Source organism: Streptomyces sp. NPDC047079, assembly GCF_040643755.1.
Taxonomy (GTDB): Bacteria; Actinomycetota; Actinomycetes; order Streptomycetales; family Streptomycetaceae; genus Streptomyces.
On the sequence record NZ_JBEYUZ010000006.1, the window covers coordinates 45,954 to 67,630 of the forward strand.

The following is a 21,677-nucleotide window of genomic DNA, read 5'->3' on the forward strand; positions in this document are numbered from 1 at the left end:
GGCGAGGGAGCGTCCGGCCATCCCCCCAAGCGGTCCCCTACGCGCTCTGCGGGAACTCCTCGCCCAGCGCCCGGAAGACCGCCGTGTTCAGCGCGTACGCCTGCCGGCACTCGGCGATGACCCGCTGCTTCTCCATGTCGTCCGCCCGGATGCCGTCCAGCAGCGCCCGGTACGCCCTCTTGAACGCCGCCGGGTTGGGGATCCCCTCGAACACATAGAACCGCACCCCATCACCCTTCCGGGTGAAACCCCATGTCCTCTCCGCCGTGTCGCGGATGATCTGGCCGCCGGCGAGGTCGCCCAGATAGCGGGTGTAGTGGTGGGCCACATACCCGGCGGGCCACCGCTCGGCGCACTCCCGCACCCGGGCCGCGTACGTCCGCGTCGCGGGCAGGGGGGCGAGGCCCGCCCGCCAGCCGGGGCCGCGCAGATGGGTCAGGTCCCGCTCCAGCGCGGCCAGCCGGAACAGCTCCGGCCGTACGAAGGGGCCCGCCACCGGGTCGCCGGCCAGCCGCTCTGCCCCGCCCTCCAGGGCCTCGTAGACGCACCACAGCTGCTCGGTGTACCGCGTGTACGCCTCGACGCCGAAGCTCCCGCCGAGCAGACCGGTGATGAAGGCCGAGGTGCTCGCCTCCCGGTGGCCGTCGTACGACGCGGTGCGCAGGAGTGTCGAGAACGCCGTGCGGGACGGTTGCGGCGCGTTCATGGGGCCTCCTCGGCTTACCGACAGGCTGTCGGTAAGACCGTACCCAGGATTCCGGGGGCTCTCCACATGACGGGAGCCCACTCCGTGGACGGAGCGGGCTCCCGGGTGCGGACGGGCGCGTCGCGGCGTTACGGCAGGGTGAGGATCTCCGCGCCCGTGTCCGTGACGACCAGCGTGTGCTCGAACTGGGCCGTGCGCTTGCGGTCCTTCGTCACCACGGTCCAGCCGTCGTCCCACATGTCGTACTCGTAGGTGCCGAGGGTGAGCATGGGCTCGATGGTGAAGGTCATGCCGGGCTGCATCACGGTGGTCGCGTGCGGGCTGTCGTAGTGCGGGATGATCAGCCCGGAGTGGAACGACGAGTTGATCCCGTGCCCGGTGAAGTCCCGCACCACGCCGTAGCCGAACCGCTTGGCGTACGACTCGATGACCCGTCCGATGACGTTGACCTGGCGGCCAGGCCGGACGGCCTTGATCGCGCGGTTCAGGGACTCGCGGGTGCGTTCGACCAGCAGCCGGGACTGCTCGTCCACGTCGCCTACCAGGAACGTGGCGTTGTTGTCGCCGTGGACGCCGCCGATGTACGCCGTCACGTCCAGATTGATGATGTCGCCGTCGCGCAGGACCGTGGAGTCCGGGATGCCGTGGCAGACGACCTCGTTGATCGAGGTGCACAGCGACTTGGGGAAACCGCGGTAGCCGAGCGTCGAAGGGTAGGCGCCGTGGTCGCACATGTACTCGTGCGCGACCCGGTCGAGCTCGTCCGTGGTGACGCCCGGAGCGATCATCTTCGCGGCCTCGGCCATCGCCCGGGCCGCGATCCGCCCGGCGACCCGCATCGCCTCGATGGTCTCCGGAGTCTGCACCTCGGGCCCGGTGTACGGGGTCGGCGCGGGTTTGCCGACGTATTCGGGGCGCCGGATGTTTCCGGGCACGGAACGGGTGGGAGAGAGCTCTCCTGGTACGAGCAGCGACTGGCCAGACATGCGAACGAGTCTATCCAGCGGCTGTGGGGGAACATGGGCGCTGGTGAAAGGAGCCTCTGCGATGGCGCTGTTCAAGAAGCGGACGGTCGGCAAGCCCGGAGAGTGGTACTACTGCCTGGAGCACCACAAGGTCGAGGAGGGCCCGGAGTGCCCGGCCAAGGACCGCTTCGGGCCGTATGCGTCCCGCGGGGAGGCGGAGCACGCGATGGAGATCGCGCGCGAGCGGAACGAGGAGTGGGACACGGACCCCCGGTGGCACGACGCTCCCGCGGGGGAGCGGGAGGACGACTGAGCGGTCCCGCGCGGGTGGGGCCGGTCCCGCCTGCTGGAAGATCGGACGGCTGGTCCCGCCCGCGCGGAGGTCAGACGGCCGTCCCCGCCCGCCGAGCCCTCAGCCGTACCGCGTGCTCGTTCGTGCGGGCGTCGTAGCGCATCAGGCCGGGGAGGCACAGGGCCAGCAGGGCCACCGCGCCGGTGCACAGCAGCCCGCCCGACCAGACCGACGTACGCACACCTCGCCACGCGGCCATGCCGCCCGAGCGGACCTGGCCCAGCTGCGGGCCCACGGAGTACGACAGCAGCTCGATGCCGGCCAGGCGGCCGCGCAGCTCGTCAGGGATCGTCTGGTTCCACATCGCCGCCCGGAAGATCCCGCTGACCATGTCGAATCCGCCGCCCAGGGTCAGGAAGACCAGCACCAGCCAGACGTCCCCCGCTACGCCCGCCGCCGCGACCGCCAGCCCCCAGCCGGCCGCCGCGAGGACCACCATCCGGCCGTGCCGGTGGACGCGTGACGTCCAGCCGCTGGTCAGCGACACGATCAGCGCACCGGCCGGGATGGCGGCATACATCAGCCCCAGCGACCACTCGGCGCCCAGTTCGTCGGCGAGGAAGGGCAGGACCGCCAGCGGCATGGCGAAGAGCATCGCGGCGATGTCGACGACGTAGGTGCCGAGGAGTTCCTTGCGGCTCCACGCGTAGCGCGCGCCCTCCGCGATCGACCGCAGCGACGGTTTCACGGCCTCGTGGGATGCCGGCGAGGCCGCGAGCCCCAGGCACAGCACCACCGACACCACGAAGGTCACGAGGTCGGCGCCGTATGCCGCGCCCAGCCCGGCGTAGGCGACGACCACGCCCGCCAGCGCCGGTCCCGCGACCCCGCCGACCGTCCAGCGCAAGGAGTTGAGCGAGGCCGCGGCCGGGAGGTGGTCGTGCGCCACGATCCGCGGGACGAGCGAGTCGAGGGCGGGGCGCTGGAGGGCCCCGAGAGCGGAGGACACGGCCGCGACGGCGTACAGGGGCCAGACGGCGGGCCGGGGCAGCGACGCGTTCAGCAGCAGCACGGCGGACAGCAGCCCCTGCCCGCCCTCGGTGGCGAGGATCAGCTTCCGTTTGTCGTACGCGTCCGCGAGCGCTCCGCCGTACAGACCGAAGACGATCAGCGGTACGAGTTCCACGGCACCGATCGCGCCCACGGCCGCTGCCGAGCCGGTGAGGTCCTTCAGCTGCACCGGCACCGCGACGAAGGTGAGGAAGGTGCCGAAGTTGGTGATCAGCCCGGCCAGCCACAGCCTGCGGAAGTCCGCCGACGCGTGCCAGGGCGCGAGGTCGGGGAGCAGGGCGCGCAGCCCGGCACAGTGGGCGGAGGAGGGGCCGGAGTCCTCCGGCGCGGGCTCGTCCACCGGCACCGGGGCCGGTACGGATGCTGGTACGAGGGAAGCTGGGGCGTCGTCGGTCACGACGGGCCATGCTCAGCCGCCCCGGGCGCCCGGGGCAACCGGTTTTCCCGGGGTTCTCACCACTGGGCCGGCGGCGGAGACGTCAACTGGTCGGCCAGACGCGAGAGCCGGTCCCGGAAGCGGCTGCGTCCCCGCGGGGCCGGCAGCGCGTTCTCCCCGGCCGCCGCGCTCACCAGGTGCTGCACCGTGTCCAGATCGAGATCCGTGTCCACCGGTACCGTCAGCGCCTCGTGCGCCATGGCCACCAGTTCGCGGTCCCCGGACTCCAGCGCCAGTACCGTCGCGCCGGCCCGCCGCGCGTCATGGACCCGCTCCAGCAGCCCGGCGCCGGGCGCGGCGGGCGACACCACCAGCAGCGTCTCCCCGCGCCGGGCCGCCGACAGCCGCCCGAGCCCGACCGCCAGATGTGCCGGGTCCGAGGTCCGCGCCGCGTGCCGCACCAGCGTGGGGGACAGCTCCGGCGTACCCGACCAAGCCGCCTCGTCGACCAGGTGCGCGGCCAGGTGCCAGGGCTCGTACTCCTCCGTGCCGACCAGCAGCAGCCCGCCCCCGTCCGACACCACGGAACCGCGCAGGGTTCCCCCGAACCGCCTCGTGGCACCCAGCCACTCGGTCCCGGCGAGCACTTCCCGCAGCAATGCGACCCGTACAGCGTCCATACCCATGCATCCTGCCGCAATCGGCCACTCGTGACCCGGAGTTCACCCCGAGTTCGCCCTCACCGGGCAAGGAGCCGAACCATGGATCACGGGGGCCGCTTCCCGTACCACAGCCGTTCCGTCCGAGGAGCCGCATGACCGAGAAAACCGGGGCAGCCGAGCCCGCCCGGCCCACCGAGCCCGCCGCGTCCACGGAGCCGGCCGGGACCGGCGAGGCCGTCCAGAGCGTCGAGGCCGCCGGGACCGCCGAACCCGCCGGGACCGCCGAACCCGCCGGGACCGCCGAACCCGCCGGGACCGATGAGGTCGTCCAGAGCGTCGAGCCTGCCGGGGGCGGCGAGGTCGTCGGGGCATCCGTGGTCTTCCGGGGCGGGCGTGAGGGCTATGCCAGTTACCGGATCCCCGCCGTCGTCGCGACGCGAGCCGGTACGCTCCTCGCCTTCTGCGAGGGCCGGGTGACCTCCGCCTCCGACCACGGGCACATCGACATCGTGCTCAAGCGGTCCACGGACGGCGGCCGCACCTGGGGCCCGCTCCGGGTCGTCGCCCGCAACGGGAACAACCTCGCCGGCAACCCCGCCCCCGTCGTCCTGGACACCGGCCGCATCCTGCTCGTCCACGTCCGTGCGGCGGCGACCGCGACGGAGGACGCCATCCTGCGCGGGAAGGTCAAGGCCGCCGACGGGCGCCGCGTCTGGGTGCAGCACAGCGACGACGACGGTCTGACCTGGTCCGGCCCGCGCGAGATCACCGGGCAGGTGAAGAAGCAGGGCTGGCGCTGGTACGCCACCACACCCGGCCACGCCCTCCAGCTCACCACGGGACGCGTCCTCGTCCCCGGCAACCACACTCTCCCGCCCACCGGCACCGACACCGGCACCGAGGCCAAGTACAACAGCGGCCACTGCCTGCTCAGCGACGACCGCGGCGAGAGCTGGTACCTCGGCTACCTGGACGAGAACACCGACGGTTATGTCAACGTCAACGAGACCACTGCGGCCGAACTCCCCGACGGGCGCGTCTACTTCAACACGCGCAACGACTCCCTGTCCCCCGGCAACCGCGCCGACGCCCACTCCGCCGACGGCGGCCGCACCCTCGTGAAGCCCTTCCGTCCGCAGGCGGGTCTCGTCGCCCCCGTGTGCCAGGGCAGCGTCCTCCAGCTGCGCGACCCCGACCTGCTCCTGTTCTCCGGCCCCGCGGACCCCGCCTTCCGCGCCCTGATGACCGTGCGCGCCTCCGGCGACGCCGGCACCACCTGGCGGCCCGCGTACACCGTCGACGGACTGCCCGCCGCATACTCCGACCTGGTCCGCGTCGACGCCGACACCGTGGGCCTGCTCTACGAGACGGGCGACTTCGGCGCCTACGAGACGATCACCTTCCGCCGGATACCCGTGGCGGCCCTCACCTGAGCGGCGGGCGGGACCGGGGCGCACGTAGAGTCGGCCCATGACCTCTAGCGACAGTGCACCCAAGGCCCCCGCCAAGGACCCCTGGGACCTCCCCGACGTCTCCGGGCTGGTCGTCGGCGTGCTCGGCGGAACCGGTCCGCAGGGCAAGGGCCTCGCCTACCGGCTCGCCAGGGCCGGCCAGAAGGTGATCATCGGCTCCCGTGCCACCGAGCGCGCCCAGGCCGCCGCCGAGCAGCTCGGCCACGGCATCCAGGGCGCCGACAACGCCGAGACCGCGCGCCGCAGCGACCTCGTGATCGTCGCCGTGCCGTGGGAGGGCCACGGCCCGCTTCTCGAGTCCCTGCGCGAGCAACTGGCGGGCAAGCTCGTCGTCGACTGTGTCAACCCGCTCGGCTTCGACAAGAAGGGCGCGTACGCGCTCAAGCCCGAGGAGGGCAGCGCCGCCGAGCAGGCCGCGGCGCTGCTGCCGCAGTCGCGGGTGACCGCCGCCTTCCACCACCTGTCCGCCGTCCTCCTGGAGGATCCGGAGGTCGAGCAGATCGACACCGACGTCATGGTCCTCGGCGAGGAGCGCGCCGACGTCGAGATCGTGCAGGCGCTGGCCGGCCGCATCCCCGGTATGCGCGGCATCTTCGCCGGGCGGCTGCGCAACGCCCACCAGGTCGAGGCGCTCGTGGCGAACCTGATCTCCGTCAACCGGCGGTACAAGGCGCACGCCGGGCTGAGGGTGACCGACGTCTAGCTAGCGGGCCCCGGGGCATGGGGGACACTGGAGGCCGTACGACCACCGCATCCGTCCGTCAGGAGCCGACCCCCATGCCCCGCCTCGCCTTCTACGCCCTCGCCGTGTGCGTCCTGTCCGTCGCGGCGGCCGTCGTCTCCTTCGTCCAGGGCAGCTGGCTGGGGATCGTCTGGGTGCTGCTCGCGGGCGTGTCGTCCAACATGGCCTGGTACTACCTGCGCCGGGGCCGGAACCGGGGCCGCTCGGTCACCGGCTGACGCAGATGTCGGGGGTCGGCCGCCAGAAGCGGTACAGCTCCTGGCCGCAGTAGCCATGCAAGGCGTCGATGCCCAGCGCGCTCAGGATCGAGTGGACGGCGTCGAAGAACGCGACGTTCACCGACGGCATCCACAGGATCGCGAACACGGCGAGCAGGCCGAACGGCGCGAAGGGTTCCACCTGACGCCTGGCGTTGTACGACAGCCACGGCTCGATCACCCCGTAGCCGTCCAGGCCCGGCACCGGCAGGAAGTTCAGGATCGCGGCCGTCACCTGGAGCAGTGCCAGGAAGGCCAGGGCGAACCGGAAGTCGGCGGGCACCCCGTCCAGCGCGTGCAGCCAGAACGGGGCCGTGCACACCACCGCGAACAGGACGTTGGTCAGCGGGCCCGCCGCCGAGATCAGACTGTGCCGCCAGCGGCCCCTGATCCGGTCCCGCTCGATGAAGACCGCGCCGCCCGGCAGACCGATCCCGCCCATGATCACGAAGATCACCGGAAGCACGATGCTGAGCAGCGCGTGCGTGTACTTCAGCGGGTTGAGCGTGAGATAGCCCTTCGCGCCGATCGAGATGTCACCGCTGTGCAGGGCGGTGCGCGCGTGCGCGTACTCGTGCAGACACAGCGAGACGATCCAGGCGGCCGTCACGAACAGGAACACGGCGACGCCCGGCTGCGCGGCGAAGCCGGTCCAGGCGGCCCAGCCGGTGACCGCCGTCACGGCCAGCAGCCCGACGAAGACGGGGCTGATCCTCCGGTCGCTGCGCCGGGTGGCGGCGGTGGTCATGGGGCTCCCTGGACTCGGCGTGTGCGGTGGACTGCCCGACCGTACCGGGTACACCCGGAAAACGTCTCGCCGTGGCGACCGAGTTCCGCGAAGGTGGGGGGCGTGGGAATCCGGAAGGTGTTCTATGCGGACTGGCAGATGGAGTGCTGCGGCTCGCCGTTCTCGGTGGGCGAGGAGGTGAGCTGGCCGTTGCTGCTCACGGACGCCGACGACGTGCTCGGCGGCGGCTGGGACGACGCGCTCAGCACCCTCGCCGGGCCGACGGAGGAGGCGCGCGACGACAGGGGCGCGCTCCGGCTGGTACGGGCGGCGGACGGGCTGGTCGCCGCGCTGCCCGGGGACAGCGCGCGGACGGGTGGCCACCCGAGCGGTCTGCTCTGCGTCGAGCGCCACAGCGCCGCCTGGGCCGAGACCACCGGGTACGTGCGCGCGATCCGGGTGGTGCGCCAGGCTTTCGCCCCCCTCTCGCCCGGCTCGCGCACCCCCGCGCCCGTGCCCGGCGAGCGCTCGCTGGAAGTCGTGTACCGCTGCCCGAAGTGGTTCGGTGAGGCACCGTCGGGCGTCCTCGTCGACCTCGATGTGTCCGGCGGGGCCCCGCCAGGCCCGTGACCGGCTCGCCAGGCTCTCGGCTTCTCCCCCTCGCCCCCTGCCCGCCCTCCCGGCGCCGCTCGAGCGGGGGAGGAGCCCATGAGCCGTGCGGTACTCCCCTCGCTACCGGAGACAATGAATCCCGTGCGCTATCGCATCCTCGGCACCACCCAGGCACTCCGCGCCGACGGCACGCCCGTCCCGGTCGGCGGGGCCCGGCTGCGTGCCCTGCTGACCGTGCTCGCCCTGCGGGCCGGACGGCCGGTCCCCGTCGCCCTGCTCGTCGACGAGGTGTGGGACGGCGACCCGCCCGCCGACGCCACCGGCGCCCTCCAGGCGCTGGTCGGGCGGCTGCGCCGGACGCTCGGAGCGGACGCGGTGGAATCGGCGGACGGCGGCTACCGGCTGGCGGCGGCCCCGGACGACGTCGACCTGCACCGCTTCGAGCGGCTCGCCGGCGAGGGGCTGCGGGCGCTGGCCGACGGCGACCCGGAGAAGGCGGCGGTCGTGCTCGACGACGCCCTCGCCCTGTGGCAGGGGCCCTCCCTCGCCGACCTCCCGGACCGCGCCGCCGAAGCGGCCCGCTGGGAGACCCGCCGCCTCGACGCGCGGCGCGCCCGTCTGGCCGCCGCCCTCGCCCTAGGCGACGGGGAACGGCACCTGCCCGAGCTGACCGCCCTGTGCGACCTGCACCCGTTCGACGAGTCCCTCCAGGCACTGCGTCTGCGCGTGCTGCGCGACGCGGGCCGCCCGGCGGAGGCCCTGGCCGCCTACGAGGACGTACGACAGCTGCTGGCGGACCGCCTCGGTTCCGATCCGGGGCCGGAACTGCGGTCTCTGCACGAGGAGTTGCTGCACGGGCAGGTGCCGCGCACCCCCGCATCGGTGCCGCCCGCCGTCCCGCCGCACACGATCAGCCCCCAAGGCGCCGCCCCGCCGACCACCCCGCCCGCCGCCGCGCTCCTTGGCGGGTCGAGACCCGTCCCGTCGCCGCGCCCCGGCAACCTCCGGGCCCGCCTCACCTCTTTCGTCGGGCGGGACACCGACATCGACACCCTGCGCCGTGACCTCGCGGCCGCCCGGCTCGTGACCCTGCTCGGGCCCGGCGGCGCCGGGAAGACACGGCTGTCGCAGGAGGCAGCCGAGGCCGTGGCGGACGACGCGCCGGACGGGGTGTGGCTGGCCGAGCTGGCGCCCGTCGACGACCCCGAGGCGGTGCCCGAGGCCGTGCTGACCGCCGTCGGGGCCCGCGAGACCGTGCTGCGCGGCGCGGGCGCCGAGGAGATGCGCGTCGTCGCCGACCGGCACGACGACCCGCTCGTCCGGCTCGCCGAGCACTGCGCGCGCCGGCGCATGCTGCTCATCCTCGACAACTGCGAGCACGTCGTGGACGCCGCCGCCCGCCTCGCCGAGCATCTCCTCGAACGCTGCCCCGGGCTGACCGTGCTGGCCACCAGCCGCGAACCTCTCGGCGTACCGGGGGAGTTGCTGCGCCCGGTCGAGCCGCTGCCGCAGCCGTACGCGCTGAAACTGCTGGCCGACCGCGGCGCCGCCGCCCGGCCGGGTTTCCGTGTCGACGCCGACGACAGGACAGCGGAGGCCGCCGCCGAGATCTGCCGCCGCCTGGACGGACTCCCGCTCGCCATCGAGCTGGCGGCGGCCCGGCTGCGGATGCTGTCGCCGCGCCAGATCGCCGACCGGCTCGACGACCGTTTCCGGCTGCTCACCTCCGGCAGCCGCACCCTGCTGCCCCGGCAGCAGACCCTGCGGGCCGTCGTCGACTGGTCCTGGGACCTCCTGGACGCGGACGAACGCGCGGTGCTGCGCCGGCTTTCCGTCTTCGCCGGCGGCTGCGACCTCACCGCGGCCGAGGCCGTGTGCGGCCCCGCCGCGCTGGAGGTGCTCGGCTCGCTCGTCGACAAGTCCCTTGTGGTGGCCGCTCCCTCGGGCGAGGGGGAGATGCGCTACCGGCTCCTGGAGACCGTAGCCGAGTACGCGGGCGAACGACTCGACGAGTCGGGCGAACGGCCCGACGCCGAGCGCGCCCATCTCACCTACTACCGGGAACTGGCCCGCACCACGGACCCGTTGCTGCGCTCCTCCGCCCAGCGCGCCGCGATCGAACGGCTCCAGGTGGAGTACGAGAACCTGCGCACCGCCCTGCGCCATGCCGTCGCCGCCCGCGACGAGGACGAGGCACTGTGCCTGCTGCTCTCGCTGTGCTGGTACTGGCAGATGCGGGATCTGCGCGCCGAGGCCCGCACCTGGTCCACCGCGGTCATGGCGCTCGGCCCCGACCCCTTCGTCGCGCCCGCGCGGCCGGTGCCGGACCTGCCCGAGCGGTGCACCGACAGCCCGCCGCCGATGCGCCCGGAGATCCTCGACGAGGCCCGCCGCGGCGCCCACCTCGTGCATCTCGCCTGCATGGACCTGGAGGTCGAGGCGTGGGACACGCCGCAGGCCCGGGAGAAGCTGCGTGTCATCAGCGAGACGTACCGCCCCGGCCAGCCGCAGACCTGCCGGGTCCCCGGCTTCCTGTGGTTCTTCGCGGTCCTGCTCGGCGCCGACCTGGAGCGGATGCTCGTGGTGCTCGACGAGTCCGTGCGCACCTGCCGCGCACTCGGCTACACCTGGGAGCTGGCGCAGACCCTCCAGGTGCGCGCCAACATGCTCGCCAACCGCAGCCACTGGTCGGGGGACGCGTCCCGGGACGCGGACGAGGCACTGGACATCTTCCGCCGGCTCGGGGACGCCTGGGGCGCGGCCGAGGCTCTGTCCGCCCGGGGCGAGGCCCGTGAACGGCGCGGCGACTGCCTGTCCGCCGCCGACGACTACCGGGCCGCCCAGGAGTACGCCGAGCAGCTCGGTGCCCACTCCCAGATGGCCGTGCTCGGTGCCCGCCTCGGCAGTGTGCTGCTGGAGGCCGGGCAGGCAGAGCAGGGGGAGCGGCTGCTGCGCCAGGTCATCGAGGAAGCCCACGGTACGACGAACGACGCCAATCCGTTCGCCCGGCTCTCCCTGGCGTGGTGGCTCAGCCGTACCGGCCGGGTACCCGAGGCACGCGATCAAGTGCGCCTGCTGCGCAGCGAGTTCAGCGCCATCACCTTTCCGGTCTTCGACGGGATCGTGCTCGGTCTGGACGCCTGGCTGGACGTGCTGGAGGAGCGATACTCGCAGGCGCTGACCACGGTGCGGCAGGCCCTGCGGCGGGCCGGGGACCGGATGGCCGTGATGATCGCGCCGCACCTGGCCTCGATACACCTGACGACCGCCGCGATCGCGCTCGTCGGTGCCGGCGGCGGGAGCCGCGCCCGGAACGCGGCGGTCTGCCTGGGTGCCGCCGACGGTCTGCTGCCGCTCGGCCACTTCCAGGGAACGATGGAGCGCGAGGCCCGGGCCAGGGCGGAGGCGGACGCGCGGGCCGTGCTGGGCGACGCGGCGTACGAGGCCGCGTACGCGGAGGGCGGTGGCCTCTCCGTCGAGGAGGCCACCGCCCTTGTCTGACGCGGATCACGGTGCCGCCGGCCGGATCAGCTCTTGGTGGTGAACTTGCGGATGGCGATCGGTGCCATCACCGCCGTGAGGAGGACCGACCAGGCGAGGGTCATCAGTACGTCGTGGGCGACGGGCTGGTGGCCGTTCATCAGGCCGCGGGCCGCGTCCGCGAGCGTCGACAGCGGGTTGTAGTCGGTGAAGGCCTGGAGCCAGCCGGGCATGGTCTTGGTGGGGGCGAAGATCGACGAACCGAACTGGAGCGGCATCAGCACGAGAAATCCCATCCCTTGGACGGCCTGGGCACTCTTCATCACCACGCCCAGGGTCAGAAAGATCCACATGACCCCGAAGCCGAAGACCATCGACAGGCCGATGGCCGCGAACAGGCCGGGCACGTTCGACACCGACAGGCCGAGCAGGAAGCCCACCACGAGCAGGACCGCCGTGGCGACCAGCATCCGCCCGATCTCCACGGTGATCTTGGCGATCAGGACGGAACCCCGGCTGATGGGCAGGGACCGGAAGCGGTCCATCACGCCCTTCTGGAAGTCCTCGTTGAATCCGGTGCCGACGCCCTGGGCGATGTTCATGCCCATCATCGCCATCAGGCCGGGAACCACGTAGTTCACGTAGGCGTCCCGGTTGCCGGCTCCGGCGATCGCGCCGCCGAAGACGAACACGAACAGCAGACAGAAGACGATCGGGAACAGGATCGCGTCGAACATCGACTCCGGGTCCTGGCGGATCCACAGCAGGTTGCGGCGGACCAGAGCGCCGATGTGGCGCAGATTGCCGCGCAGCCCGATGCGGGCGTCGGCGACCGGAGCGGTGGGCGCGGTGGCGGTGGCCGTGCTCATACGGCGACCTCCTCGTGGGCGGGGGACGCGTCCTGTGTGGCGCCGGCCCGGTGGCCGGTGAGCGACAGGAACACCTCGTCCAGGCTGGGCAGTTCGGTGGCGATGCCGGCGAGCGTGATACCGCGGGCGGTGAGCGCGCCGACCACCGCGGTCAGCTGCTCGTCGCTGAGGATCGGCACGAGCACGGTGCCGGTCTCGCCGTCCACGGTCGCGTGGCCGGGACCGGTGAGGCCGAACTCGTCGAGCGCCGTGGCCGTCGGGCGCAGCTCCCGCGGGTCCGCCGGGCGGATGCGCAGCGTGCGACCGCCGACCTTGGCCTTCAGCTCGTCGATGCCGCCGCCCGCTATGACCTTGCCGCGGTCGATGACGGTCAGCTCGGAGGCCAGTTGCTCGGCCTCCTCCATGTACTGGGTGGTGAGCAGTACGGTCGCGCCCTCCGCGACCATCCGCTTGACCTCGGTCCACACCTCGTTCCGGGTGCGGGGGTCCAGGCCGGTGGTCGGCTCGTCCAGGTACAGGACGGCCGGATGCCCGATCATCGAGGCGGCGAGGTCCAGCCGCCGCCGCATACCGCCGGAGTAGGTGCGCGCCGGGCGCCGGGCGGCCTCCGTGAGCGAGAACCGCTCCAGCAGCCCGTCGGCCCGGGCCCGGGCCTCCTTGCGGGGCAGGTCGAGGAGCCGGCCGATCATGTACAGGTTCTCGTAGCCGGAGAGCTTCTCGTCGACCGAGGCGTACTGGCCGGTGAGCCCGATCACGCGCCGGGTCTGGCGCGGCTGCCGGACGACGTCGTAGCCCGCGACCGTGGCGTGGCCGGCGTCCGGGGTGATGAGGGTGGACAGGCAGCGGACCAGGGTGGTCTTGCCGGCGCCGTTCGGCCCGAGCACGCCGAGCACGGTGCCCTCGCGCACATCGAGGTCGACGCCGTCCAGCGCCCTGGTCTCGCCGTAGTGCTTGACCAGCCCCCGTACGGTGACGGCCGCACCCGGGGCGGCCTCGCTGGGGTTGTTGTCGTTTCGCGTCATGCCGACCAAGGTGCCAGCCGCCACCGACAAACCGCCGACAGGTCGCCTACAGGATCACCGACAGCGGCCGACGATTCCCCGACGACCGCCACGACCACCACCCGGGAAGGCGCGACAGCCCGCCGACGGGGGAAGATCGGCGGGCTGTCGCGGCGCCCCGTCAGGGGGGCGCGGGAACTGCGTGGCCGGCCTGAAACGGCCCGCAGTGGGTCGGTCGGCGGACCCGGTGGCCGCTCAGTGCACCGAGTGCTCCTCGAGCGGGAACGTTCCGCCCACGACGTCCTCGGCGAACGCCCTTGCCGCGTCGCCCATGATCTGGCGCAGATCGGCGTACTTCTTCACGAACTTCGGCACGCGGCCCCCGGTCAGGCCGAGCGCGTCGGTCCACACGAGCACCTGCGCGTCCGTGTCCGGACCGGCGCCGATGCCGACCGTCGGGATGTGCAGCATCCGCGTCACCTCGGCCGCCAACTCGGCGGGCACGAGTTCCAGGACCACCGCGAACGCGCCCGCGTCCTGCACCGCCTTGGCGTCCCGCATCAGCTGCGCCGCGGCCTCCTCGCCCCGGCCCTGCACGCGGTAGCCCATCGCGTTGACCGACTGCGGGGTCAGTCCGATGTGCGCCATGACCGGGATGCCGGACTCCACCAGCAGTTCGATCTGGCGGTGCGAACGCTCGCCGCCCTCCAGCTTGACCGCGCCGACCCCGGCCTCCTTCACCAGACGGGTGGCGGAGCGCAGCGCCTGCACCGGGCCCTCCTGGTAGGAGCCGAAGGGCAGGTCGCCGACGATCAGGGCGCGCCGGGTGCCCCGTACGACCGCGGCGGAGAGCATGGTCATCTCGTCCAGGGTGACGGGTACCGTCGTCTCGTACCCGAGGTGGCAGTTGCCCGCCGAGTCGCCGACGAGCATGACCGGGATGCCGGCCTCGTCGAACACGGACGCGGTCATCGCGTCGTAGGCGGTGAGCATGGGCCACTTCTCACCGCGCTCCTTGGCGGCGGTGATGTCGCGGACGGTGATGCGGCGGGTGCTTTTTCCCCCGTACAGCGCCTTGCTGCTGTCGGAGGGCTTGAGCGCACCCTGAACGGGCTGCTCCTGGGCAGCCGGAAGCTGCGTCATCGCAACGGCTCCTCACGTTATCTCGAGGCGCCCTGACGGCGTCCCCGGATCACCCCATGGTGGCACCTCGTGCCACGGGCGGCTAGTGGGGGGAGGCGCCTGCGTCAGTCCGGGCGCCGGCCGGACCGGGGCACCCTCGACCCGTCCTCAAGGTCCCCGTAAAGAGTTCAAGGCCTGGTAAAGAGTTTCGATACGAGACGGTTCCGTTTCGTAAATGTCCTAGGCTCGTGTCCATGACTACTCCAGCTGCCTCTGTCGAACGGCGGGTGCCGGAGGCGGTGCATCAGCGCCGATGGGCCATCCTCGGCGTCCTGATGCTCAGCCTGCTGATCGTGGTGCTCGACAACTCCATCCTGAACGTCGCCATCAAGACGATCTCCACTCCGGCACCGACCGGTCTCGGTGCCACCCAGAGCGAGCTGGAGTGGGCCATCAACGCCTACACACTCGTATTCGCCGGGTTGCTGTTCACCGCGGGCCTCCTCGGCGACCGCCTGGGCCGGAAGAAGACGCTGCTGGCCGGTCTCGCCGTGTTCGGCGCGGGGTCGGCGCTCGCGGCCGAGTCCGGTTCCCCGGCCCAGCTCATCGCGTTCCGCGCGCTCATGGGCCTCGGCGCGGCCTTCGTGATGCCCGCGACGCTGGCGGTTCTCATGAACGTCTTCGAGCGGGACGAGCAGCCCAAGGCCATCGGCATCTGGGCCGGCGGCGTCGGCCTCGCCATCGCGATAGGACCGATCACCGGCGGTCTGCTCCTCGCCCACTTCTGGTGGGGCTCCGTCTTCCTGATCAACTTGCCGATCGTCATCCTCGCGCTCGCCCTGATGATCTGGCTGGTCCCCGACTCCCGTGACCCCCGCCCCGGCCGGGTGGACCCCATCGGCGTGGTCCTGTCCGTCATCGGCCTGGTCCTGCTGGTCTACGGCATCATCAAGGGCGGCCAGCTCGCCGACTTCACCGACACCAAGGTGCTGTCGACGATCGCCGCCGGTCTCGCCGTCCTCGCGTTGTTCGTGGTGTTCGAGAAGCGCAGCGACCATCCGTCCATAGACGTCACGTACTTCAAGAACAAGGTCTTCTCCGCCGCCATCGCCGCGATCGCGCTGGTCTTCTTCGCGCTGATGGGCGTGACCTTCTTCTCCGTCTTCTACACCCAGAGCGTCCGGGGCTACTCGCCGTTGCAGACGGGTCTGCTGATGCTGCCGCTGGCCGCCGCGCAGATGATCTTCGCGCCCCGCGCCCGGCTGCTGGTGGACCGGTTCGGCAACCGGGCCACGACCACCGCCGGCATGATCGTCATCGCCTTGATGCTGGCCGCGTTCGCCACCCTGAAGGCGGACACGCCGATCTGGATCCTCGAGGTCGTCTTCTTCCTCATGGGCACCGGCATGGCCCACATCATGACCCCGACCAGCGTCGTCATCATGCAGGCGCTGCCGCGCGAGAAGGCGGGCTCCGCCTCCGCGCTCAGCAACACCTTCCGCCAGGTCGGCGGCGCGCTCGGCATCGCCGTGCTCGGCTCCGTGCTGTCGGCGGCGTACCGCGACGGCATCGAGGACAAGCTCGCCCCCCTCCCGGCCGGTCTCCGGCACACCGCGGGCGAGTCCATAGAGGCTACGCTCGGCGTGGCCGCGAAGCTCGGCCCGAACGGCAAGGCCCTCGTCTCCCCGGCCAACGACGCCTTCCTGCACGCGATGCATGTGACGGCGCTGTGCGGGGCGGGCGTGGCGGTGCTCGGCGCGATCGTGGTAGCGCTGTTCCTGCCCGGGAAGACGCCCACCGCGCCGAGTGGCGAGCGGGAGGCGGAGTTGGTGGCCGCGGACCACTGACGGCCGCTGACGGCGCGTCAATGCCGGGCACCGGCAAGGTGCCGGTGTCCGGCATGGTGCGCACGGGGGAGAATGACCCCAGCGAAGCAAGGACGGAGTCGAACGTGAGCCTCGCCGACAGCCGACCCCAGCAGGACTGCCTCGTGCGCGGACGCCCCCGCAGCGAGGCCGTCGAACGGGCCATCATCGAAGGTGTGATGAAGCTCATCGAGGAGGGTGTGCCCCTCGCGGACCTGTCCATAGAGCGCATCGCCCGCACCGCCGGAGTCGGCAAGGCCACCATCTACCGCCGGTGGAGCAACAAGGAGGACCTCTTCGTCGACGTCATGCGAGCCACCGAGCCCGAGGACCCCGAACTGCCCGGCACCTCGATGCGCGACGACCTCGTCATGCTCCTTGAGTCGCTGCGGCAGCGCGGCCTGGCCAGCCGCTCCTCGGCGATCCTGCACAACGTGCACGTCCAGATGAAGAGCAGCCCCAGGATCTGGGCCGCCTATCACGCCACCGTCGTCGCTCCCCGGCGCCGGCTCGGGCTCGAAGTCCTGCGCCGCGGGCAGGAGAACGGCGAGCTGCGAGGGGACGTGGACATCGACCTGATGAACGACATCCTCGTCGGCCCCATGCTGGTGCGCTCCGTGCTGCGCCCCCGCGCCGAACTGGAGGAGGGCCTCGCCGAGCGCATCGTCGACACGGTTCTGGAGGGGCTGCGGCCCGTCAGTTCCTAGCCGGTGTGTGCGGGTTTTGTCACAGAAGGCCCCTCTCGTGCCGCGTCCGGAACTCCACGAGCCGCCGTCTTCGTCCTCGTCCCCGTACGGCCGTCATGGGACGGCGGGATCGGACCGATCATCCCCTAGGGTCATAACCCGGGGGGACGACGGTGGGCACGGCAAGGTGTGAGGCGACGTATGGCGCAGGCGTACATGACGGAGACGGGCAGCGGCGGCACGGATCCCCACCGCCCAGGATCCCGGCTCCGGCGCCTCTTGCAGGGCCCGGGCGGCGGCCGCGGCATCTGGCGCCGCGGCATCGTGGTGGCCGCTCTCGCCCTCCTCCTCGCGCTGGTGATGCTGCTGCACGCGCAGATCCCCAACGCCGTCGGCAACCTCGGCAGTCTCAGCGAGACGTTCCTGCCCTGGCTCGGTGTCGTGGGTGTCCCCTTGCTGCTGATCCTCGCGCTGGTGCGGAGGTCGGCGACCGCGCTGATCGCCGTGCTCGTGCCGGTGGCGGTCTGGCTGAACCTCTTCGGCGGGCTGCTCGGCGACAAGACCGGCAGCGGCGGCGATCTGACCGTCGCCACGCACAACGTCAACGCCGAGAACCCCGATCCCTCCGGCACCGCCCGGGACGTGGCCGCCTCAGGAGCGGATGTGCTGGCCCTGGAGGAGCTGAAGGCGTCCGAGGTCCCGGTCTACGAGCGGGCGCTGGCGTCGACGTACAAGTACCACTCGGTGCAGGGCACGGTCGGGCTGTGGAGCAAATATCCCCTCGGCGACGTGAAGGCCGTGGACATCAAGCTGGGCTGGACCCGCGCGATGCGGGCCACCGTGGACACGCCCGAGGGGCGGATCGCCGTCTACGTCGCGCACATGCCCTCGGTGCGGGTCAAGCTGGCGGCCGGATTCACCGCGCGGCAGCGCGACACCAGTGCGGACGCGCTCGGCGAGGCCATCGCCGACGAGGAGCTGAGCAGGGTGATCCTGCTCGGCGACCTCAACGGCACGATGAACGACCGCGCCCTCAACGCCGTCACCTCGCAGATGCGCTCCACGCAGGGCGCCGCGGGCAGCGGCTTCGGGTTCAGCTGGCCGGCGTCGTTCCCGATGGCGCGGATCGACCAGATCATGGTCCGGGGCGTGGAGCCGATGAGCTCGTGGACCCTGCCGCGCACGGGGAGCGACCACCTCCCGGTCGCGGCCCGGGTGAAGATCGACACGGAGCCTTAACCCGTTGGAATACTCGGCGTGGGACCATTTGTTCCGTAGCTGAACATATAGCGAACTGTACGGAACCCGCTCTGAAAGGTCCCTCATGCCCGTGGCCCTGCTCGCCCTCGCCGTGGGCGCCTTCGGCATCGGCACCACCGAGTTCGTGATGATGGGCCTGCTGCCCAATGTCGCGGACGACCTGCACATATCCATCCCCACCGCCGGGCACTTGGTCTCGGCGTACGCCCTGGGCGTGGTGATCGGCGCGCCGCTGCTGGCCGCCGTCACCGCCCGGCTGTCCCGCCGCAAGGTCCTCATCGGCCTGATGGCCCTGTTCGTGCTGGGCAACGCCCTCTCGGCCCTCGCGCCCGGCTACGGCTGGCTGCTGGCCGCCCGCTTCCTGAGCGGACTGCCGCACGGTGCCTTCTTCGGCGTCGGCGCGGTCGTCGCGACCGGTCTGGTCGCCCCCGAGCGCAAGGCACGCTCGGTGTCCCTGATGTTCATGGGCCTCACGGTCGCCAACATCGCCGGCGTGCCGGTCGCCACCCTGATGGGCCAGCACCTCGGGTGGCGGGCGACGTTCCTCGGCGTCAGTGCGATCGGCGTGGCGGCGATCGTGTCGCTCGCCCTCCTGATCCCGCGCGATCCCACCCACGCCCCGGCCGGCGGTCTGAGGAGCGAGCTGGCCCCCCTGCGCTCCCTGCCGGTCTGGCTGGCGCTGGGTACGACGGTGGCGGGCTTCGGGGCGCTGTTCGCGGCGTACAGCTACATCACGCCGATGCTGACGGACGCGGCGGGCTACGCGGAGGCCAGTGTGACCCTGCTCCTGGCCCTGTTCGGCGTGGGGGCGACGATCGGCAATCTGGCGGGCGGCCGCCTCGCGGACCACTCGCTGCGCGGCACCCTCTTCGGCGGCCTGATCGCGCTCGCGGCGGTACTGGGGCTGTTCCCCCTGCTGATGAACTCCGGGTGGAGCGCGGCCCTCGGCGTGGCCCTGCTGGGCATGGCCGCGTTCGTCACCGGCTCCCCCCTCCAGCTCATGGTCATGGAGAAGGCGTCCGCCGCCCCCTCCCTGGCGTCCTCGGCCAATCAGGCGGCCTTCAACCTGGCCAACGCGGGCGGCGCCTGGATCGGCGGTCTCGCCCTGGCCGCGGGCCTGGGCGTCACCTCCCCGGCGCTCGCGGGCGCGGCGCTGGCGGTGCTGGGTCTTGCCGTGGCGGGCGTCGCCTACGCCGCGGACCGTCGCCGGGATGCTCCTCGGCCCGGCCGGGAGCGGCTGGTCGCGGCGCACGTACCGGAGCACGTGGAGAGCGTGCGCGGCTGAGGCGGCTCTGGGGGCCCACGGCCCCCAGAGCCCCGAGCGGCCTGTCCTCGAACACCGGACGGGCCGCTCACCCGCACCCGCGCCCCCGTCACCGACCGCCGAGGGTCACGCCCGTTCGCGCCACCGGTTCGTGATCGGCAGCCGGCGGTCCTTGCCGAAGCCCTTCGCCGAGATCTTCGTGCCCGGCGGGTACTGCCGGCGCTTGTACTCCGCCGCGTCGACCATGCGCAGCGTCTTCACCACCAGGTCGCGGTCGAAGCCCGCCGCGACGATGGCGTCCGCGCCCTGGTCCCGGTCCACGTACAGATCCAGGATCGCGTCCAGGACCGGGTAGTCGGGCAGCGAGTCCGTGTCGACCTGGCCCGGACGCAGCTCCGCGCTCGGCGGCTTCGTGATCGAGCTCTCCGGGATCGGCGGCGTCTGGCCCCGCTCCGCGGCCGCACGGTTGCGCCACCGCGCCAGCTGGAAGACCGACGTCTTGTACACGTCCTTGATCGGGCCGTACGCGCCCACCGAGTCGCCGTACAGCGTCGAGTAGCCCACCGCCAGCTCCGACTTGTTGCCGGGTGCCAGCACGATGTGGCCCTCCTGGTTGGAGATCGCCATCAGCAGCGTGCCGCGCAGCCGGGACTGCAGGTTCTCCTCGGCCAGGCCGGTGAGCCCGAGGGCGTTCATGTAGGCGCTGAACATCGGCTCGATGGGGACGGTGCGGAAGTGCAGACCCGTGCGCCGGGCCAGCTCCGCCGCGTCGTCCTTGGAGTGCTCGGAGGAGTACTTGGACGGCATCGAGACCCCGTACACGTTCTCCGCGCCCACCGCGTCACACGCGATCGCCGCGACCAGCGCCGAGTCGATACCGCCCGAGAGGCCGATGAGGACGGACCGGAAGCCGTTCTTGGTCACATACGCCCGCAGGCCCGTCACCAGCGCCGAGTAGACCTCCTCGTCGTCCTCGAGCCGCTCCGCGTAGCCGCCCGTCAGCTCGGGCTCGTACGGCGGCAGCGGCTCCTCGGACAGCACCAGGCGGTCGATGCGCAGACCGTCGTCGACGACCCCCTCCGGCGCGTCCGGCTGTGCCGCCGGCAGGTCGAGGTCCAGGACCACGCAGCCCTCGGTGAACTGCGGTGCCCGCGCGATCACCTCGCCGTCCGGGCCGACGACGATCGAGTCCCCGTCGAAGACCAGCTCGTCCTGTCCGCCCATCATGGCGCCGTAGGCGGTGGTGCAGCCCGCTTCCTGCGCCCGCTTGCGCACCAGCTCCAGGCGCGTGTCGTCCTTCTCACGCTCGTACGGGGAGGCGTTGATCGACAGCAGCAGCCCGGCCTTCGCGGTGCGCGCGGCCGGCACCCGGCCGCCGTCCTGCCACAGGTCCTCGCAGATGGCGAGCGCGACGTCGATCCCGTGCAGCCGCACGACGGGCATCGTGTCGCCGGGCACGAAGTAGCGGAACTCGTCGAAGACGCCGTAGTTCGGCAGGTGGTGTTTGGCGAAGGTGAGGGCGACCTCGCCGCGGTGCAGCACCGCCGCCGCGTCCTGCGGGGCGCCGGCCGGCTGGCCGTACTTCGGCTGGGCGGTCTCGGAGCGGTCCAGGTAGCCGACGATCACCGGCAGTTCTCCGAGGCCCTCGCCGGCGAGACGCGCGGCGAGGTCCCTCAGGGCCGTGCGCGAGGCCTCGACGAACGACGACCGCAGGGCCAGGTCCTCGACGGGATATCCGGTCAGCGCCATCTCCGGGAACGCCACCAGGTGCGCTCCCTGATCGGCGGAGTGCCGGGTCCAGCGGACGATCGCCTCGATGTTTCCGGCGATGTCTCCGACGGTCGAGTCGATCTGATTCAGGGCGAGGCGTAGTTGAGGCACGCGCCCAGTGTAATCGTCAAAGCGACGCAATGGGGTGTGGCCCAGCCCACGCGGCGGCCCGAGGCCCGCTCGGGGGCCGGGCATGTGACCCAGGGCACTGCCATCGACGGCGGCAAAGGGGACGATGAGGTCGAAGTCCGGACACGGGACAACGAAAGGTGAGGCTTTATGGGCGAGCATGTACACGTTCGCGTCAACGAGGGGCTCGGGGTGTCCGAGGACGGGGAACTGATCGAGCGGACCCGCTGCCGGTGCGGAGCCACCTGGACCAGGACCTACCGCGCCGACGACGAGGGGCCGGGCCGCCCCGCCTCGTCCTGATCCCGGGTCGCGCACGTACGCGCGCCCGCCCCCGCGAGGGGGACGG

Annotated in this window: 20 protein-coding genes; 11 read left to right on the forward strand and 9 right to left on the reverse strand. The window is 72.1% G+C overall.

All coding sequences use genetic code 11. From position 1 onward, the window contains the following. Positions 1 to 37: 37 nt before the first annotated feature. A complete protein-coding gene (locus tag ABZ823_RS11150) occupies positions 38 to 706 on the reverse strand; it encodes a biliverdin-producing heme oxygenase (protein ID WP_361656977.1) in 669 nt (222 codons plus the stop codon). Between the two features lie 128 nt (positions 707 to 834). After that, a complete protein-coding gene (gene map / locus ABZ823_RS11155; protein ID WP_361656979.1) occupies positions 835 to 1,692 on the reverse strand; it encodes a type I methionyl aminopeptidase in 858 nt (285 codons plus the stop codon). Positions 1,693 to 1,753: 61 nt separating this feature from the next. On the opposite strand from map, the gene ABZ823_RS11160 reads away from it, so the two are divergent. Continuing rightward, the gene (locus ABZ823_RS11160) at positions 1,754 to 1,984 is read left to right on the forward strand and encodes a hypothetical protein (RefSeq protein ID WP_361656982.1); all 231 of its coding nucleotides are present in this window, start codon (positions 1,754 to 1,756) and stop codon (positions 1,982 to 1,984) included. Positions 1,985 to 2,054: 70 nt separating this feature from the next. Here the strand turns inward: ABZ823_RS11160 and ABZ823_RS11165 are convergent, their stop codons facing one another. Both ABZ823_RS11165 and ABZ823_RS11170 read right to left on the reverse strand, forming a co-directional pair. Next, the gene (locus ABZ823_RS11165; protein ID WP_361657524.1) at positions 2,055 to 3,374 is read right to left on the reverse strand and encodes an MFS transporter; all 1,320 of its coding nucleotides are present in this window, start codon (positions 3,372 to 3,374) and stop codon (positions 2,055 to 2,057) included. Between the two features lie 113 nt (positions 3,375 to 3,487). After that, a complete protein-coding gene (locus ABZ823_RS11170) occupies positions 3,488 to 4,090 on the reverse strand; it encodes a hypothetical protein (RefSeq protein ID WP_361656984.1) in 603 nt (200 codons plus the stop codon). A gap of 134 nt (positions 4,091 to 4,224) precedes the next feature. Here ABZ823_RS11170 and ABZ823_RS11175 point away from each other — a divergent pair, with 134 nt between their 5' ends. Genes ABZ823_RS11175 through ABZ823_RS11185 form a run of 3 tightly spaced genes read left to right on the forward strand, consistent with a single transcriptional unit; the run spans position 4,225 to position 6,504 of the window. Then, complete coding sequence (locus ABZ823_RS11175; protein WP_361656987.1) at positions 4,225 to 5,505, forward strand: exo-alpha-sialidase; 1,281 nt, start codon at positions 4,225 to 4,227, stop codon at positions 5,503 to 5,505. 37 nt (positions 5,506 to 5,542) lie between these two features. Further along, positions 5,543 to 6,247 carry an NADPH-dependent F420 reductase gene (gene npdG / locus ABZ823_RS11180; RefSeq protein ID WP_361656990.1) on the forward strand — a complete coding sequence of 235 codons (705 nt, stop codon included), beginning with the start codon at positions 5,543 to 5,545 and terminating at the stop codon, positions 6,245 to 6,247. A gap of 17 nt (positions 6,248 to 6,264) precedes the next feature. Further along, complete coding sequence (locus ABZ823_RS11185; protein ID WP_361656993.1) at positions 6,265 to 6,504, forward strand: hypothetical protein; 240 nt, start codon at positions 6,265 to 6,267, stop codon at positions 6,502 to 6,504. Here ABZ823_RS11185 and ABZ823_RS11190 read toward each other — a convergent pair. After that, on the reverse strand, positions 6,494 to 7,291 hold the full coding sequence (locus tag ABZ823_RS11190; RefSeq protein ID WP_361656996.1) for a site-2 protease family protein: 798 nt from the start codon (positions 7,289 to 7,291) through the stop codon (positions 6,494 to 6,496). The genes ABZ823_RS11185 and ABZ823_RS11190 overlap by 11 nt on opposite strands. A gap of 102 nt (positions 7,292 to 7,393) precedes the next feature. Here ABZ823_RS11190 and ABZ823_RS11195 point away from each other — a divergent pair, with 102 nt between their 5' ends. Beyond that, positions 7,394 to 7,900, forward strand: a complete 507-nt coding sequence (locus tag ABZ823_RS11195) for a DUF6578 domain-containing protein (RefSeq protein WP_361656999.1) — start codon at positions 7,394 to 7,396, stop codon at positions 7,898 to 7,900. Between the two features lie 114 nt (positions 7,901 to 8,014). Continuing rightward, on the forward strand, positions 8,015 to 11,383 hold the full coding sequence (locus tag ABZ823_RS11200; protein WP_361657527.1) for a BTAD domain-containing putative transcriptional regulator: 3,369 nt from the start codon (positions 8,015 to 8,017) through the stop codon (positions 11,381 to 11,383). A 26-nt stretch (positions 11,384 to 11,409) separates the two neighbouring features. On the opposite strand, the gene ABZ823_RS11205 is transcribed toward ABZ823_RS11200, so the two are convergent. From ABZ823_RS11205 to panB, 3 genes are all read right to left on the reverse strand, one after another. After that, positions 11,410 to 12,231, reverse strand: coding sequence for an ABC transporter permease (locus ABZ823_RS11205; RefSeq protein WP_361657001.1), 822 nt, complete (start codon positions 12,229 to 12,231; stop codon positions 11,410 to 11,412). Continuing rightward, a complete protein-coding gene (locus ABZ823_RS11210) occupies positions 12,228 to 13,253 on the reverse strand; it encodes an ATP-binding cassette domain-containing protein (protein WP_361657004.1) in 1,026 nt (341 codons plus the stop codon). The genes ABZ823_RS11205 and ABZ823_RS11210 overlap by 4 nt, the downstream gene beginning before the upstream one ends. Positions 13,254 to 13,487: 234 nt before the next feature. Then, positions 13,488 to 14,375 (reverse strand): 3-methyl-2-oxobutanoate hydroxymethyltransferase, encoded by an 888-nt coding sequence (gene panB / locus ABZ823_RS11215; protein WP_361657007.1) that lies wholly within the window; start codon positions 14,373 to 14,375, stop codon positions 13,488 to 13,490. 233 nt (positions 14,376 to 14,608) lie between these two features. Between panB and ABZ823_RS11220 the strand changes: the two genes are divergently transcribed. The 4 genes from ABZ823_RS11220 to ABZ823_RS11235 all read left to right on the forward strand — a co-directional run bounded on the left by ABZ823_RS11220 (position 14,609) and on the right by ABZ823_RS11235 (position 19,450). Continuing rightward, positions 14,609 to 16,201: an MFS transporter gene (locus ABZ823_RS11220; protein ID WP_361657010.1), complete on the forward strand. Its 1,593-nt coding sequence runs from the start codon at positions 14,609 to 14,611 to the stop codon at positions 16,199 to 16,201. 104 nt (positions 16,202 to 16,305) lie between these two features. Next, a complete protein-coding gene (locus ABZ823_RS11225) occupies positions 16,306 to 16,926 on the forward strand; it encodes a TetR/AcrR family transcriptional regulator (RefSeq protein WP_361657013.1) in 621 nt (206 codons plus the stop codon). Between the two features lie 180 nt (positions 16,927 to 17,106). Next, entirely contained in the window at positions 17,107 to 18,144 is a 1,038-nt protein-coding gene (locus tag ABZ823_RS11230; RefSeq protein ID WP_361657015.1) for an endonuclease/exonuclease/phosphatase family protein, read from the forward strand. Positions 18,145 to 18,229: 85 nt separating this feature from the next. After that, positions 18,230 to 19,450, forward strand: a complete 1,221-nt coding sequence (locus tag ABZ823_RS11235; protein WP_361657018.1) for an MFS transporter — start codon at positions 18,230 to 18,232, stop codon at positions 19,448 to 19,450. 105 nt (positions 19,451 to 19,555) lie between these two features. On the opposite strand, the gene ABZ823_RS11240 is transcribed toward ABZ823_RS11235, so the two are convergent. Further along, positions 19,556 to 21,310, reverse strand: a complete 1,755-nt coding sequence (locus tag ABZ823_RS11240; RefSeq protein WP_361657021.1) for an NAD+ synthase — start codon at positions 21,308 to 21,310, stop codon at positions 19,556 to 19,558. Between the two features lie 168 nt (positions 21,311 to 21,478). On the opposite strand from ABZ823_RS11240, the gene ABZ823_RS11245 reads away from it, so the two are divergent. Continuing rightward, positions 21,479 to 21,631 (forward strand): hypothetical protein, encoded by a 153-nt coding sequence (locus ABZ823_RS11245; protein WP_361657024.1) that lies wholly within the window; start codon positions 21,479 to 21,481, stop codon positions 21,629 to 21,631. Positions 21,632 to 21,677 lie beyond the last annotated feature (46 nt).